16 protein-coding genes are annotated in these 14,621 nt (G+C 68.4%); 13 read left to right on the top strand and 3 right to left on the bottom strand.

Annotated features, from left to right (window positions below):
• Positions 1–21: 21 nt before the first annotated feature.
• Entirely contained in the window at positions 22–879 is an 858-nt protein-coding gene (locus tag HWX62_RS15480; protein ID WP_175927876.1) for a cytochrome c oxidase subunit 3, read from the top strand.
• A 176-nt stretch (positions 880–1,055) separates the two neighbouring features.
• Here the strand turns inward: HWX62_RS15480 and HWX62_RS15475 are convergent, their stop codons facing one another.
• On the bottom strand, positions 1,056–1,265 hold the full coding sequence (locus HWX62_RS15475; RefSeq protein WP_175927875.1) for a twin transmembrane helix small protein: 210 nt from the start codon (positions 1,263–1,265) through the stop codon (positions 1,056–1,058).
• A gap of 84 nt (positions 1,266–1,349) precedes the next feature.
• Between HWX62_RS15475 and HWX62_RS15470 the strand changes: the two genes are divergently transcribed.
• From HWX62_RS15470 to HWX62_RS15450, 5 genes are read left to right on the top strand one after another with little or no spacing between them, the layout of a single operon-like run.
• Positions 1,350–2,060 carry an SURF1 family protein gene (locus HWX62_RS15470; protein WP_244136045.1) on the top strand — a complete coding sequence of 237 codons (711 nt, stop codon included), beginning with the start codon at positions 1,350–1,352 and terminating at the stop codon, positions 2,058–2,060.
• A 60-nt stretch (positions 2,061–2,120) separates the two neighbouring features.
• Positions 2,121–2,747 carry a cytochrome C oxidase subunit I gene (locus HWX62_RS15465; protein WP_069620249.1) on the top strand — a complete coding sequence of 209 codons (627 nt, stop codon included), beginning with the start codon at positions 2,121–2,123 and terminating at the stop codon, positions 2,745–2,747.
• Positions 2,748–2,772: 25 nt separating this feature from the next.
• Positions 2,773–3,885 (top strand): COX15/CtaA family protein, encoded by a 1,113-nt coding sequence (locus HWX62_RS15460; RefSeq protein WP_175927873.1) that lies wholly within the window; start codon positions 2,773–2,775, stop codon positions 3,883–3,885.
• Positions 3,886–3,893: 8 nt separating this feature from the next.
• A complete protein-coding gene (cyoE, locus tag HWX62_RS15455) occupies positions 3,894–4,796 on the top strand; it encodes a heme o synthase (RefSeq protein WP_006477738.1) in 903 nt (300 codons plus the stop codon).
• A gap of 18 nt (positions 4,797–4,814) precedes the next feature.
• Complete coding sequence (locus HWX62_RS15450) at positions 4,815–5,432, top strand: SCO family protein (RefSeq protein ID WP_175927872.1); 618 nt, start codon at positions 4,815–4,817, stop codon at positions 5,430–5,432.
• Between the two features lie 141 nt (positions 5,433–5,573).
• Here HWX62_RS15450 and HWX62_RS15445 read toward each other — a convergent pair whose 3' ends face one another.
• Positions 5,574–5,864, bottom strand: a complete 291-nt coding sequence (locus HWX62_RS15445) for a YciI family protein (protein ID WP_012329263.1) — start codon at positions 5,862–5,864, stop codon at positions 5,574–5,576.
• A 239-nt stretch (positions 5,865–6,103) separates the two neighbouring features.
• Here HWX62_RS15445 and HWX62_RS15440 point away from each other — a divergent pair, with 239 nt between their 5' ends.
• The gene (locus tag HWX62_RS15440; RefSeq protein ID WP_175927871.1) at positions 6,104–7,744 is read left to right on the top strand and encodes a methyl-accepting chemotaxis protein; all 1,641 of its coding nucleotides are present in this window, start codon (positions 6,104–6,106) and stop codon (positions 7,742–7,744) included.
• 211 nt (positions 7,745–7,955) lie between these two features.
• Positions 7,956–8,771 carry a MetQ/NlpA family ABC transporter substrate-binding protein gene (locus HWX62_RS15435; protein ID WP_175927870.1) on the top strand — a complete coding sequence of 272 codons (816 nt, stop codon included), beginning with the start codon at positions 7,956–7,958 and terminating at the stop codon, positions 8,769–8,771.
• Between the two features lie 79 nt (positions 8,772–8,850).
• On the opposite strand, the gene HWX62_RS15430 is transcribed toward HWX62_RS15435, so the two are convergent.
• Positions 8,851–9,159, bottom strand: a complete 309-nt coding sequence (locus HWX62_RS15430) for a VF_A0006 family four-cysteine protein (RefSeq protein WP_175927869.1) — start codon at positions 9,157–9,159, stop codon at positions 8,851–8,853.
• A 335-nt stretch (positions 9,160–9,494) separates the two neighbouring features.
• On the opposite strand from HWX62_RS15430, the gene HWX62_RS15425 reads away from it, so the two are divergent.
• The 5 genes from HWX62_RS15425 (at position 9,495) to HWX62_RS15405 (ending at position 14,619) form a co-directional block, all read left to right on the top strand.
• The gene (locus tag HWX62_RS15425; protein ID WP_175927868.1) at positions 9,495–10,460 is read left to right on the top strand and encodes an ABC transporter substrate-binding protein; all 966 of its coding nucleotides are present in this window, start codon (positions 9,495–9,497) and stop codon (positions 10,458–10,460) included.
• Between the two features lie 139 nt (positions 10,461–10,599).
• On the top strand, positions 10,600–11,496 hold the full coding sequence (locus HWX62_RS15420; RefSeq protein WP_175927867.1) for an ABC transporter permease: 897 nt from the start codon (positions 10,600–10,602) through the stop codon (positions 11,494–11,496).
• Between the two features lies 1 nt (position 11,497).
• The gene (locus HWX62_RS15415) at positions 11,498–12,292 is read left to right on the top strand and encodes an ABC transporter ATP-binding protein (protein ID WP_175927866.1); all 795 of its coding nucleotides are present in this window, start codon (positions 11,498–11,500) and stop codon (positions 12,290–12,292) included.
• A gap of 208 nt (positions 12,293–12,500) precedes the next feature.
• Positions 12,501–13,208 (top strand): translesion DNA synthesis-associated protein ImuA, encoded by a 708-nt coding sequence (gene imuA, locus HWX62_RS15410; protein ID WP_175985173.1) that lies wholly within the window; start codon positions 12,501–12,503, stop codon positions 13,206–13,208.
• Positions 13,141–14,619 (top strand): DNA polymerase Y family protein, encoded by a 1,479-nt coding sequence (locus HWX62_RS15405; protein WP_175927864.1) that lies wholly within the window; start codon positions 13,141–13,143, stop codon positions 14,617–14,619. Before imuA ends, HWX62_RS15405 begins: the two co-directional genes overlap by 68 nt.
• The last annotated feature ends 2 nt before the right edge of the window (positions 14,620–14,621 follow it).

Below are 14,621 nucleotides of genomic sequence, written 5' to 3'. Positions count from 1 at the left end.
GACTGAAGTGGAGAATCAAGCATGAGCGGTCAAAACCAGACCCCGTACTATTTCGTGCCGCATCCGTCGCAGCATCCGATCAGCGCGGCCGTCGGCCTGCTGGTCATGCTCGGCTCGGTAGCGCTGTGGATCAACGGTCACGACTGGGCGCCGTTTACGGCGCTGCTCGGCCTGCTGTGGTTGCTCTTCACGCTGTATCACTGGTTCGGCGACGCGATCGCCGAATCGGAGGGCGGTCACTACGGCAAGAACGTCGACAAGTCGTACCGCTGGAGCATGAGCTGGTTCATCTTCTCGGAAGTCATGTTCTTCGGCGCGTTCTTCGGCGCGCTGTTCTATGCGCGTGAAATCGCGCTGCACCAGCTCGGCAGCCTCGACTACAAGCTGATCTGGCCGGATTTCTCCGCCGTGTGGCCGAACGAAGGCCCCGCCGCGCTCGCCGGTCACTTCAAGACGATGGGCCCGTGGCCGATCCCGACGCTGAACACCGCGCTCCTGCTGTCGTCGGGCGTGACGCTGACGATCTCGCACCACGCGCTGCGCGACGATCATCGCAAGAAGGCGATCGCATGGCTGGCCGCGACGCTCGTGTTCGGTATCTGCTTCCTGTTCCTGCAGGGCTTCGAGTACTACCACGCGTACAACGAACTGAACCTGACGCTGAACTCGGGCGTGTACGGTTCGACGTTCTTCCTGCTGACCGGCTTCCACGGCTTCCACGTGTTCCTCGGCGGCACGATGCTCGCGGTGGTGCTGGTGCGGATGATCCGCGGCCACTTCAAGCCCGATCACCACTTCGCATTCGAAGGCGCGGCGTGGTACTGGCACTTCGTCGACGTCGTCTGGCTCGGCCTGTACGTCGTCGTCTACTGGCTGTAAATGGAAAAACGGCCCGCGCAGCGATGCGCGGGCCGTTTTCATTGGTGTCGCGGGCGCGGCGGCGAAGCCCCGCGAGCGACACCGCCCCGGCGCCGCCGCGACTCAGTCAGGCGGCGCTTTTGCTTGGTGGCGCGGCCATGCGGCGAAATGTCACAGCGGCCGGCGCGATATCGACATCAACGCCCGATCGGCAGGCCGGTCGAATGGATCCAGCCCATCCAGTTCGCGAACAGGATGATCAGGAACAGCGACACCGACAGCCCGACGCGGGTGGCGAGCGACCAGACCATGCGCTTCGTATGGCCGCGGTCGTGCATCATGAAGTAGAGCGCCGAGCCCATGCTGGCAATGATGAGGACGAAGGCGATGGGAACGAGTATGTGCATGACACGAACCGGACGACGGCAATTCGAAAGGAAGAGGATAATTATCGCACTTCGCTTTCGCGCATGTGCCGGGCGGGCCGCACGATGAAGATTCGCTGGCTGCCTGCGCTGCTGATCCTCGTCGTCGTCGCCGTCACGGTTCGCCTCGGTTTCTGGCAGCGCGACCGCGCGCACCAGAAGGAAGCGCTGCAGGCGAGCATCGAGCGCTACGAGCAGGCGGCGCCCGTCGACATCGGCGCGCAGCCGGTTCCGCTCGCGTCGATCGAGTTTCATCGCGTACGGGCAAAGGGCCGTTTCATGCCCGAGCAGGCGGTGTTCCTCGACAATCGGCCGTATAACGACCAGCCGGGTTTTTACGTCGTGATGCCGTTTAAACTCACGGGCGGCGGCGTCGTGCTCGTGAACCGCGGCTGGCTGCCGCGCAACATCGCCGATCGCACGGCGATCGAGCCGTTCGCGACGCCGGCGGGCGAGGTCGAGATCGTCGGCATCGCGCGCGCCGACGCGTCGCGCGCGTTCGAGCTCGGCGAAGGCGGGTCGGCCGCGCACCAGAAGATCCGCCAGAACCTCGACGTCGCCGCGTATGCGAAGGAAACCGGGCTGCCGCTGCAGCCGTTCGTGATCCAGCAGACGAGCGACGACGGCGACAAGCTCGTGCGCGACTGGCCGGCGGCGACGCTCGGCGTCGAGCGCAATTACGGTTACATGTTTCAGTGGTGGGCGATGGCGGCGGCCGCGCTCGGCTTCGGCCTGTACGCCGCGCGGCGTGCGGCGAAGAAGTCGGGCGGCGCGTGAGCGTCGTGCCAGGACGCGGCGAGCGCGCCGCGGGTTCGTTTCGAGAGGTCTGATTTGTCCATGCAATCTTCCCGTCAGGGTCCGGCCGCTGCGCCGATGTCGCCCGCGGCCCGCAAGCGCGGCCGCTGGATGCTCGTGCTGCTGGGTCTCGTGTGCGCCGCACCGATGATCGCGTCGTACTTCACCTATTACGTGATCAAGCCGAAGGGCGGCTCGACGAACTACGGCACGCTGATCGAGCCGCAGCGCCCGATCCCGGCGGATCTGCAGGTCACCGACGAAACCGGCAAGACGGTGCCGCTGTCGTCGCTGCGCGGGGTCTGGCTGTTCGTGATGACCGACCGCAGCGCGTGCGACGACGCCTGCGCGCAGAAGCTCTATTTCATGCGCCAGATCCGCGTCACGCAGGCGGGCGAACGGCACCGGATCACGATGGTGTGGCTGCGCAGCGATGCGGGCGCGGTGCCGCAGAAGGTGCTGGACGCGTACCCGGACACGCGCCGGCTCGTCGCCGATCCGGCCGCGGTGGCCGCGTGGCTGCCGGCCGACGCCGGCACGAAGGACAGCGACCACATCTACATGGTCGACCCGAACGGCAACCTGATGATGCGTTTCCCGAAAGACCCGAATCCCAGCAAGATCAAGTCGGACGTGACGAAGCTGCTGAAGTGGTCGAGCATCGGTTAAGGCGAGAGAACGAGGCACCATTCCGATGTCGTATCTACTGCAACTCGGCCTGATCGGCTTGTGCATCGCGCTGCTGCCGCTGTCGTACGTGTGGGTGAAGGCCGACGACGACAAGTTCCGCAAGCTCGTGTGGATCACCACGTTCCTGACCCTCGACCTCGTGATGTTCGGCGGCTTCACGCGGCTGACCGATTCGGGCCTCGGCTGCCCCGACTGGCCGGGCTGCTACGGTACGTCGTCGCCATTCATCGCGCATGCCGCGATCACAGCCGCGCACCAGGCGATGCCGACCGGGCCGGTCAGCATGACGAAGGCGTGGATCGAGATGATCCACCGCTATTTCGCGATGGCGATCGGCGTGCTGATCATCGCGCAGGTCGTGATCGCGTGGGCCGCGCGGCTGCGCCGCCGCCCGCTGCACGTATCGCCGTGGTGGCCGACGAGCCTGCTGCTGCTGATTCTCGTGCAGGGCGCGTTCGGCGCATGGACGGTCACGATGAAGCTGCAGCCGGTGATCGTCACGATTCACCTGCTGCTCGGCCTCACGCTGCTCGGCACGCTCGGCTGGCTTGCGGCGCGGCAAACGCCGCTGCCGTCGCATGACCCGGAAGCCGGGCGCTACCGCGCGGCCGCGCTCGCGGCGCTCGTGCTGCTGGTCGTGCAGATCGCGCTCGGCGGCTGGGTGAGCACCAACTACGCGGTGCTCGCGTGCACCGACTTCCCGACCTGCAACGGCCAGTGGATTCCGCCGATGGACTTCCAGCACGGCTTCCACCTGTGGCGCGCGCTCGGGATGACGAAGGACGGCGACGCGATCACGCAGGACGCGCTGGTCGCGATCCACTGGACGCACCGCACGTTCGCGTTCGTCGTGGTCGCTTACCTGGTCGCGTTCGCACTGAAGATGCGCCGCTTCGAATCGCTGCGGCGTCCGGCGAACGGCGTGCTGCTGGTCGTGCTGCTGCAGTTCCTGACGGGGCTGACCAACATCGTGCTGCAGTGGCCGCTGCCCGTCGCCGTCGCGCACAACGGCGGGGCCGCGATCCTGCTGCTGCTCGTCGTCATGTTAAACTTTCGCATCCTTTCAAGCCGCCCCGGCCGTGTCGCGCAGCCTGCGCGCGACGCCGCCCCGGCGTGACCGTCCCCATGCAAAGCACCCTCTCCCAATCGCCCGGTAGCCGCTTTTCCCAGTACATGGCGCTGACGAAGCCGCGTGTCACGCAGCTCGCGGTGTTCTGCGCGGTGATCGGCATGTTCCTCGCGACGCCGGGCATGGTGCCGTGGCATGTGCTGATCGGCGGCACCGTCGGCATCTGGCTGCTGGCCGGCGCCGCGTTCGCGATCAACTGCCTCGTCGAACAGAAGATCGACGCGATGATGCGCCGCACCGCGTGGCGCCCGTCCGCGCGCGGCGAGATCACGACGCCGCAGATCCTGCTGTTCTCGGCCGTGCTCGGCAGCGTCGGCGCATGGACGCTCTATACGTTCACGAACCCGCTGACGATGTGGCTGACGATCGCGACGTTCGTCGGCTACGCGGTGATCTACACGCTGCTGCTCAAGCCGATGACACCGCAGAACATCGTGATCGGCGGCGCGTCGGGCGCGATGCCGCCGGCGCTCGGCTGGGCGGCCGTCACCGGCGCGGTGCCGGGCGACGCGTGGATCCTCGTGCTGATCATCTTCGTGTGGACGCCGCCGCATTTCTGGGTGCTCGCGCTCTATCGCCGCAAGGACTACGAGAACGCCGGGCTGCCGATGCTGCCCGTCACGCACGGCGAGAAGTTCACGCGGCTGCACATCCTGCTGTACACGGTGATCCTGTTCGCGGTCACGCTGATGCCGTTCATTTCCGGGATGAGCGGGGCCGTCTACCTGACGAGCGCGGTGCTGCTCGGCGCGGTGTTCCTCGCGTATGCGTGGAAGATTCACCGCGACTATTCGGACGAACTCGCCCGCAAGGCCTTCCGCTACTCGATCGTCTATCTGTCGCTGCTGTTCGCCGCGCTGCTCGTCGATCACTATGCACGCCCGCTGCTCGGCGTGTAACCGCACGGTTTGAACGCAATGCTCCCATCACGGTTCGGGCGCCGCGCGCGCCAAGGCTGGATGCTCGCGTGCGCATTCGCGGCAGCGCTGCTGCTCGCCGGATGCGACAACGCGCCGAAATTCCAGAATCTCGACATCACCGGCAACACGCAGTTCGGCAGCGATTTCTCGCTGCCCGATACGACCGGCAAGGTCCGCACGCTCGCCGACTTCAAGGGCAAGGCAGTCGTGATGTTCTTCGGCTATACGCACTGCCCGGACGTGTGCCCGACCACGATGGCCGAATTGTCCGAGGCGCTGAAGCAGCTCGGGCCGGATGCCGCGAAGCGCGTGCAGGTGCTGTTCGTCACCGTCGATCCGGAACGCGACACGCCCGAGCTGCTCGGCCAGTACGTGCCCGCGTTCGATCCGTCGTTCATCGGCCTGCGGCCGGCCGACGAAGCGCAGCTCAAGAAGGTCACGAAGGATTTCCGCGTGTACTACGCGAAGGTGCCCGGCAAGACGCCCGGCAGCTACACGATGGATCACACGGCCGCGAGCTACGTGTTCGACCGCGACGGCAAGCTGCGCCTGTTCGTGCGCGACGGTCAGGGCCCGGCCCCGTGGGTCCACGACCTGAAGCTGCTGGTCGACTGACCGGCAGCCGCCGGGCGCCCGCCCGGCGTTTCGCGTGACGGCCGTTTTCGCGCCGTCACGTTTCCCCTCTCTCATCGTTGCACGCATGCGCTGCCCGCCGGGCGGCGCGTCGGCATGCGCGCGTATCGCGCCGAAGCCGCGTTACGGCAGCGCGGGCACGTTGAAGCCGGACGCGGCGCGCGTGATCCGGAATTCCGTCACGCGATACGTGGCGAGCCCCTCGGTGACGAACGGATCGGTCTCGAGGATCGCATCGAGCGCGTCGCGATCGATGCGGGCCGCGAGGATCACGCCGCCTTCGCGCGGCACCTTCGGCCCCGCCGCGATGAAGATGCCCTTGTCGAACTGCGGCTGCAGGTACGCGCGGTGGCGTTCGAGCGCGTCGTCGATGCGCTCGAGCGACGCGGTGTAGTGGATGTCGATGACGTACATGGATGGCCCTGGAGTGATGCCGGCGCGTCGCGCGCCGGCCAGCCGGTCTTTTTAGCACAGCCGATGCGGGCTGTCGCGCCGACGAATCGCGCGGCGGGCGGCGCGGCGGTCGATCGCCGGTTCGCCGCGGCGACGCGTATTCAAGATGTAAGCCTCGTTGCCGTAAATGCAAGAGCAACCGTTTGCGTGCGGCAGGCCGTTCGCGCGCCGGATGCATCGACATCGACAGAGGCACGCAGATGAGCAGAATGAGTTTGAACCGCAAGCTGTGGCTCGCGCTTGCGCTGGTATGGATCGGTCTTCTGGGCGTCGGCGCATGGAGCGCCTACGAGACGCGCGCGACGATGCTCGCCGAACGCAAGGCCGGCATCGCGAATCTCGTCGACGCGGCGACGGGCATCGTGAAGGCCTATCACGCGCTCGCGCAGAACGGCACGCTGCCCGAGGCCGACGCGAAGCGCGACGCGCTCGCGAGCCTCGCCGCGATGCGCTACGGCGATTCGGGCTATGTATTCGTGATGGATTCGAAGCCGGTCGTGCTGATGCACCCGACGCTGCCGAAGCTCGTCGACACGCAGGTCGGCGACTATCTCGATCCGGACGGCAAGCCGCTGTTCGTGACGATCCTGAACGCGGCGAAGGCGACCGGCAGCGGGTTCGCCGAATATCGCGGGCGGCTGCCGCACAGCGAGACGGCCGTGCCGAAGATCAGCTACGTCACGCGGTTCGCGCCGTGGGACTGGAACATCTCGAGCGGCGTGTTCCTGAAGGACATCGACACCGTCTACTACCGGACGCTGCTCGGCCACCTGGCCGTGGTGCTCGTGATCGGCTTCGTGATCAGCGCGGCGATGCTGGTGATCATCCGCAACGTGCGCGGCAGCCTCGGCGGCGAGCCGGACGAAGCGGCCGCGCTCGCGGCGCGCATCGCGCAGGGCGACCTCACGCAGCCGGTGCCGGTGCGCGCGGGCGACCGCACGAGCATGATGGCCGCGATGCACGACATGCAGGCGCGGCTGCAGGCGACGCTCGGCGGGATTCGCCGGTCGGCCGAAGCGATCGCGTCGGCGAGCCGCCAGATCGCGGCCGGCAACGACGACCTGTCGCAGCGCACCGAGGAACAGGCTGCGTCGCTCGAGGAAACGGCCGCGAGCATGGAGCAACTGACCGCGACGGTGAAGCAGAACGCGGACAACGCTCGGCAGGCGAGCGGGCTTGCGAACAACGCGTCGGACATCGCGCGCACGGGCAGCGACGTCGTGAACCGTGTGATCGGCACGATGGGCGAGATCGACGACAGCTCGCGCAAGATCGCCGACATCATCGGCGTGATCGAGGGTATCGCGTTCCAGACCAACATCCTCGCGCTGAACGCGGCGGTCGAGGCCGCGCGTGCGGGCGAGCAGGGCCGCGGCTTCGCGGTGGTCGCGGGCGAAGTGCGCTCGCTCGCGCAGCGCAGCGCGACGGCCGCGAAGGAGATCCGCGCGCTGATCGTCGATTCGGTCGAGCGCGTGCGCAACGGGTCGGCGCTGGTCGGCCAGGCCGGCACGACGATGGGCGAGATCCTGCAGGCCGTCGCGCGCGTGACCGACATCATGGGCGAGATCGCGGCCGCGTCCGAGGAGCAGGCGAGCGGCATCACGCAGGTCGGGCGCGCGGTCACGCAGATGGACCAGGTCACGCAGCAGAACGCGGCGCTGGTCGAGGAAGCGGCTGCGGCGGCTGCGTCGCTGCAGGAACAGGCCGCGCGGCTGCGCGAAGCGGTCGGCGCGTTCCGGGTCGGCGATACCGGCGGCCTGTTGTCGCAGGCAGCCGGCGGCAGGGCGGCCAAGCAGGCATTCGGCGGCGCGAAGGCGGCCGATGAACCGGTGGCGGCGTAGCGCGTGTCGGTCGATGGCCGCCGCATCGATAGAGAAATGCAACTAACGGCCCATTCGCGCAACGCGCACCGGCACTGCGCTGGTGCATACCCATATGAGCGGGATGTATTTCACTTCACGCCGATCCTGTGACACCATTTGGCCCTTCCTGCGAGTCCGGGCATACCCGTATCGCGCCCCATTTTTCAGTTTGCAAGAAAGCGAGAAACAGATGAAGCGTCGCAGTCTCCTGAAGGTATTTTCCGTGCTGGCCACCGGTGCCGCGCTGACGCTGTCGGCAGGCGCGCGCGCCGAGGACAAGGCGATCAAGGTCGGCACGGTCGCCGGCCCGGATGCGGAAGTGTGGCAAGTCGTGCAGAAGGTCGCGAAAGAGAAGGAAGGCCTGAACGTGAAGGTCATCGAGTTCAACGACTACGTGCAGCCGAACGCGGCGCTCGACGCGGGCGACCTCGACGCGAACAGCTTCCAGCACCAGCCCTACCTCGACAGCCAGGTGAAGCAGCGCGGCTACAAGATCGTCAGCGCGGGCCTGACCTACATCTCGCCGATCGGCGTGTATTCGAAGAAGTTCAAGTCGCTGAAGGATCTGCCGCAGGGCGCGAAGCTCGCGGTGCCGAACGATCCGTCGAACGAAAACCGCGCGCTGCTGCTGCTGCAGACGCAAGGCGTGATCAAGCTGAAGGCCGGCGCCGGCACGGGCGGCAACAACGCGACGGTGCTCGACATCGCCGAGAACCCGAAGAAGCTGAAGATCTCCGAACTCGACGCCGCGCAACTGCCGCGCGTGCTGTCGGACGTCGACGCAGCCGTGATCAACACGAACTACGCGCTGGCCGCGAACCTGCAGCCGACCAAGGACGCGATCGCGCTCGAATCGCTGACGAGCCCGTACGCGAACCTGATCGCCGTGCGCGCGAAGGACAAGGATCAGCCGTGGGTGAAGAAGCTGGTCAAGGCGTACCAGTCGCCGGAAGTGAAGGAGTTCATCAAGAAGCAGTTCAAGGGCTCGATGGTCGCGTCGTTCTGAACGCCGCTCACCGGTCGGACCGCTGAAACGAAAGGGCCTGCATCGCGCAGGCCTTTTTTCGTTGGCGCGGCAGTCGCGCCTACATCTCCCCGCGCCGTGAGCAGATCGACATGATCTGCTGGATCGCGTAGTTGTCGCGCACGCCCGGCAGCGACTGCACCACGCACTCGTGAAAGCGCCGCTCGCGCGGCAGCAGCATCGCGTTGTTGCGGTACAGCGCGTCGCACGAGCGCTGGATCAACTGCGCCGCGGCGCCGTTGCGGCTTTCGCGCAGCGCGTTGAGCATGCAGTCGTCGTATTGCGCGTTGCCGTCGGTCAGCGCGAATGCCGCAACCGGCAGCGCCAGCGCGATGGCCGCGCATGCGATCGCACGAATCGCTCTTTGCATGTCCCCTCCGATGGGGTGGATCGGGTCGGCGGACAGCATAACGTAAAGCTGTCAACGCGGCTGGCGCGTTGCGCCGGGACCGGCGCCGAGCGCCGCCGGCCGGGCTGTCCAGGCATGTCGTGACGGCGCGGCGGCGCCGCGCATCGGCCGGTTTCGCGAAAGCAGGCAGTCAGGCGGTGGTCTGCGGAAATGGTATCCTCGTGCGTTCGCCGCTGCACGCTTTCCCGGAGCGTGCGCGGGCCGATCGCCCGCGTCTCGTACGCACGGGCGGCGCCCGCCCGACGGCGGCGGGAATCCATCATCCAGAACCGACACAATACGGGGGAGACTCACCCATGAAGCGATTCAAGACTTTCGCGATCCGTTCGATCACGGCCGGCGTCGCCGCACTCGCGCTGGCCGGCGCGGCGCACGCCCAGACCGTCAAGGTGCTGTCGATCGTCGACCATCCGGCGCTCGATGCGATCCGCGACGGCGTGCGCGCCGAGCTGAAGGCGGAAGGTTACGGCGACGACAAGCTCAAGTGGGAATACCAGAGCGCGCAGGGCAACACGGGCACGGCCGCGCAGATCGCGCGCAAGTTCGTCGGCGACAAGCCCGACGTGATCGTCGCGATCGCGACGCCGGCCGCGCAGTCGGTCGTCGCGGCGACGAAGAGCGTGCCGATCGTCTATTCGGGCGTGACCGACCCGGTCGCCGCGCAGCTCGTGAAGGGCTGGGGGCCGTCGGGCACCAACGTCACGGGCGTGTCCGACATGTTGCCGCTCGATCGCCAGGTCGCGCTGATCAAGCGCGTCGTGCCGAATGCGAAGACGGTCGGCATGGTCTACAACCCGGGCGAGGCGAATTCGGTCGTCGTCGTGAAGGCGCTCAAGGAGATCCTCGCGAAGCAGGGGATGACGCTGAAGGAAGCGGCCGCCCCGCGCACCGTCGACATCGGCCCGGCCGCGAAGAGCCTGATCGGCAAGGTCGACGTGATCTACACGAACACCGACAACAACGTCGTGTCCGCGTACGAAGCGCTCGTGAAGGTCGCGAACGAAGCGAAGATCCCGCTCGTCGCCGGCGACACCGACAGCGTGAAGCGGGGCGGCATCGCGGCGCTCGGCATCAACTACGGCGACCTCGGCCGCCAGACGGGCAAGGTCGTCGCGCGCATCCTGAAGGGCGAGAAGCCGGGCGCGATCGCATCGGAGACGAGCAGCAACCTCGAACTGTTCGTCAATACGGGCGCGGCCGCGAAACAGGGCGTCACGCTGTCGCCGGATCTCGTGAAGGAAGCGAAGACGGTCATCAAGTAAGCCGCGGCCCGAGCGCCGCGCTGGCAGGCCCGATCCGGGCCTCGACGACATCGCCGGACGGGCGGCTCCTACCCGAAGCCGCCCGTTCGCTTCGCCCGGCCGTACACGTGAGGCCGGGAAGCAACAGGATTTCCCCATCATGTCTCTGTTCTCGTTTCTGGGCGCACTGGAGATCGGCCTGATCTTCAGCCTCGTCGCCCTCGGGGTGCTGATCTCGTTTCGCATCCTCAACTTCCCAGACCTCACCGTCGACGGCAGCTTTCCGCTCGGCGGCGCCGTCGCCGCGACGCTGATCTCGGCCGGCCACGACCCGTTCTCCGCGACGCTGCTCGCGATCGTCGCGGGCGCGCTGGCCGGCTTCGTCACCGGCTGGCTGAACGTGCGCCTGAAGATCATGGATCTGCTCGCCAGTATCCTGATGATGATCGCGCTCTACTCGGTAAACCTGCGGATCATGGGCCGGCCGAACGTGCCGCTGATCACCGAGCCGACGCTCTTCACCGTGCTGCAGCCCGACTGGATGCCCGATTACGTGCTGCGTCCGGCGCTGCTCGCGATCGTCGTCGTGGTCGCGAAGCTCGGGCTCGACTGGTTCTTCTCGTCGCAGCTCGGCCTCGCGATGCGCGCGACCGGCGCGAACCCGCGGATGGCGCGGGCGCAAGGCATCGCGACCGGCCGCGCGACGCTCGCCGGGATGGCGCTGTCGAACGCGCTCGTCGCGCTCGCGGGCGCGCTGTTCGCGCAGACGCAGGGCGGCTCGGACATCTCGATGGGGATCGGCACGATCGTGATCGGGCTGGCCGCGGTGATCATCGGCGAGACGCTGCTGCCCGCGCGCCGGCTGGTGCTGACGACGCTCGCCGTCGTGCTCGGCGCGATCGTCTATCGCTTCTTCATCGCGCTCGCGCTGAACAGCGAATTCATCGGCCTGAAGGCGCAGGACCTGAACCTCGTGACGGCCGCGCTCGTCACGATCGCGCTGGTGCTGCCGGCGACGCGCAAGAAGCTGTTCGCGCGCAAGAACGGAGGGGCATGACATGCTGTCGGCACACGATCTCAAACTCACGTTCAACCCCGGCACGCCGATCGAGACGCGCGCGCTGCGCGGGCTGTCGCTCGAGATTCCCGACGGCCAGTTCGTCGCGGTGATCGGCTCGAACGGCGCCGGCAAGTCGACTTTCCTCAATGCGGTCAGCGGCGATCAGCGCGTCGATTCGGGGCGTATCGCGATCGACGGCACGGACGTCACGCGCAAGGCCGCGTGGGACCGCGCGCACCTCGTCGCGCGCGTGTTCCAGGATCCGATGGCCGGCACCTGCGAGGCGCTGACGATCGAGGAGAACATGGCGCTCGCGATGGCGCGCGGCGTGCGGCGCGGTTTCCGGGCCGCGCTCGACCGGCCGTCGCGCGAGCTGTTTCGCGACAAGCTGCGGCTCTTGAACCTCGGGCTGGAAAACCGGCTGACCGACCGGATCGGGCTGCTGTCGGGCGGCCAGCGTCAGGCCGTGAGCCTGTTGATGGCGTCGCTCAGGCCATCGCGGATCCTGCTGCTCGACGAGCACACGGCCGCGCTCGACCCGAAGACGGCCGCGTTCGTGCTGGAGCTGACCGCGCGCATCGTCGCCGAGAGCAAGCTGACGACGATGATGGTCACGCACAGCATGCGGCAGGCGCTCGACTATGGCGAGCGCACGGTGATGCTGCACCAGGGGCAGGTCGTGCTCGACGTGTCGGGCGACGCGCGCAAGGGGCTCGACGTGCCGGATCTGCTGCAGATGTTCGAGAAGGTGCGGCACGAGCAACTCGACGACGACGCGCTGCTGCTCGGCTGACGGGCGAGGGGCGGACCGGCGCGATAGGCATCGTGGCGGTCCGCTTGCCGAGCGGCCGCGCGATCCGGTTCGCGTGCGTCGTTGCATCGGGACCCGATGCGCGGGCTTGCCCCGCATTTCATCCGACTAAATACCGGTTTCGTACCCGTACTGTGCGACGCGGACGCATTGCCATATACTGTATATCCATACAGTTGTGGGTGGCGTCATGCTCGCATCCTCCATTGCTCCCGAATCCCTTCATCCGTCCCTCTGGCGCGGCTCGCAACTCGCGCGCGGCGGCCCGCGCACGATCGACACGGGCTTCGCGTCGCTGTCGGCCGAGCTGCCGGGCGGCGGCTGGCCGGTCGGCGGCCTCGTCGAACTGCTGGCCGCGCACGCGGGCTGCGGCGAGATGCGGCTGCTCGCGCCCGCGCTCGCCCGCAGCGTCAGCGTCCGGCGGCCGCTCGCGCTCGTCGCGCCGCCGCAGTCGCCGCATGCCACCGCGCTCGCCAGTCTCGGCGTGCCGGCCGATACGCTGCTGTGGCTGCGCGCCGGTAGCCGCACCGATGCGCTGTGGGCCGCCGAGCAGGCGCTCAAGACCGGCTGTTGCGGCGCGCTGCTGCTCTGGCAGGACGCGCGGCCCGATGCGCTGCGGCGCCTGCATCTCGCGGCCGCGCGCACGGGCGACACGCTGTTCGTGATGCTGCGCCCGCTGTCGGCCGCGCGGCAGCCGTCGCCGGCCGTGCTGCGCGTCGCGCTGTATCCGGTGCCGGGCGGCGTGTCGCTCGACATCGTCAAGCGTCGCGGGCCCGCGCGCAGCGAGCCGCTCGTGCTCGAATTGCCGTCGCCCATCGTGGAGAGCCGCTATGCGCGTCTTGCTCGGCATCCATCTGCCGCGCCTGCCGCTCGACGTGTGCGCCCCGCCGCCGTCTGACGCAGCGGCCGGGTGTGCGGTGCTCGAGCAGGGTGTCGTGCTGATCGCCGATGCGGCCGCGCGCCGGCAGGGCGTGCGCGCCGGCATGAAGCGCGGCGGCGTGCTCACGCTCGCACCGGGCACGCAGCTCGTCGAACGCGATCCCGCCCGCGAAGCCGATGCGCTGCGCGCGGTCGCGCTCGCGTTGCTGCGCTTCTCGCCGTGCGTCGCGCTCGACGACGAAGCCACGCTGATCGTCGACGTCGGCCCGAGCCTGCGCCTGTTCGGCGGCTTGCCGTCGCTATGCCGCCAGGTGCGCGCGACGCTCGCGGCGCTCGGCTATGCGGCGCGCCTGTCCGCCGCGCCGACCGGGCGCGGCGCGTGGCTGCTCGCGCGCACGTCGGCGCGATCGCGCCGGCGGCGCCGCGTCGCGCGCCAGCGCTCGCTCGTCCGCGCGCTCGACCGGCTGCCCTGCGTGCTGTTGCCCGATGCGCGTCCGTATGCAGGCTGGTTCGACGGCCTCGGCTGCCACACGCTCGCCGATCTGCGCCGCCTGCCGCGCGCGGGGTTGCAGCGGCGCTGCGGCCCCGCGTTGCTGGCCGCGCTCGATCGTGCGTACGGCGAAGCGATCGAGCCGCTCGCGTGGATGGCGGTGCCGCCCGTGTTCGACGTGCGGCTCGAATTGCCGGAGCGCGTCGAATACGCGCAAGCCGTGCTGTTCGCGGCGCGGCGGCTCGTCGTGCAGCTGTGCGGCTGGCTGGCCGCGCGGCACCTGTCGCTGGCCGCGATGACGTTCGATCTCGAGCACGAGCGCGGCCGTCAGGCCGTGCCGCCGACCCCGCTCGAGCTCGCGTTCGCCGCGCCCGTGCGCGACGAGGGGCATTTCATGCGGCTGCTCGGCGAACGGCTTGCGCGCGTCGAGCTGCCGGCCGCGGTGATCGCGGTGCGGCTGAAGGCCACGCGCGTCGAATCGGTCGCGCCGCCGGCCGACGATCTTTTTCCCGAGCCGGGCGGTACGCGGGAAACCCGCGAGCGGCTGTTCGAGCTGCTGGTCGCGCGGCTGGGCGCGGACAACGTGCTGCGCGCGGCGCCGGTCGCCGATTACCGGCCCGAGGCTGCGAACCGCTGGTTGCCGCTCGATGCGCAAGCGGGCAAGCCGGCCGCCGTTTCACCCGCCGCGCCGCCGCGCCCCGCGTGGCTGCTCGCCGAGCCGCTGCCGTTGCTGATGCGCGAGAACCGGCCGGTATTTCATACGCCGCTCCGGATGATGTCGTCGGCCGAGCGGATCGAAGCCGGGTGGTTCGACGGGCAGCTCGCCGTACGCGATTACCACGTCGCGCAGGACGAAGAGGGCGCGTGCTATTGGGTGTTCAGGGAGCGGTCGGGGAGCGAGACCGAGCCGCACTGGTTCCTGCACGGCCTGTTCGGGTGAAC

Origin of the sequence: Burkholderia sp. BCC0506 (assembly GCF_902833145.1) — a bacterium.
GTDB lineage: Bacteria > Pseudomonadota > Gammaproteobacteria > Burkholderiales > Burkholderiaceae > Burkholderia.
This window is presented reverse-complemented; position numbering and strand designations above follow the sequence as displayed.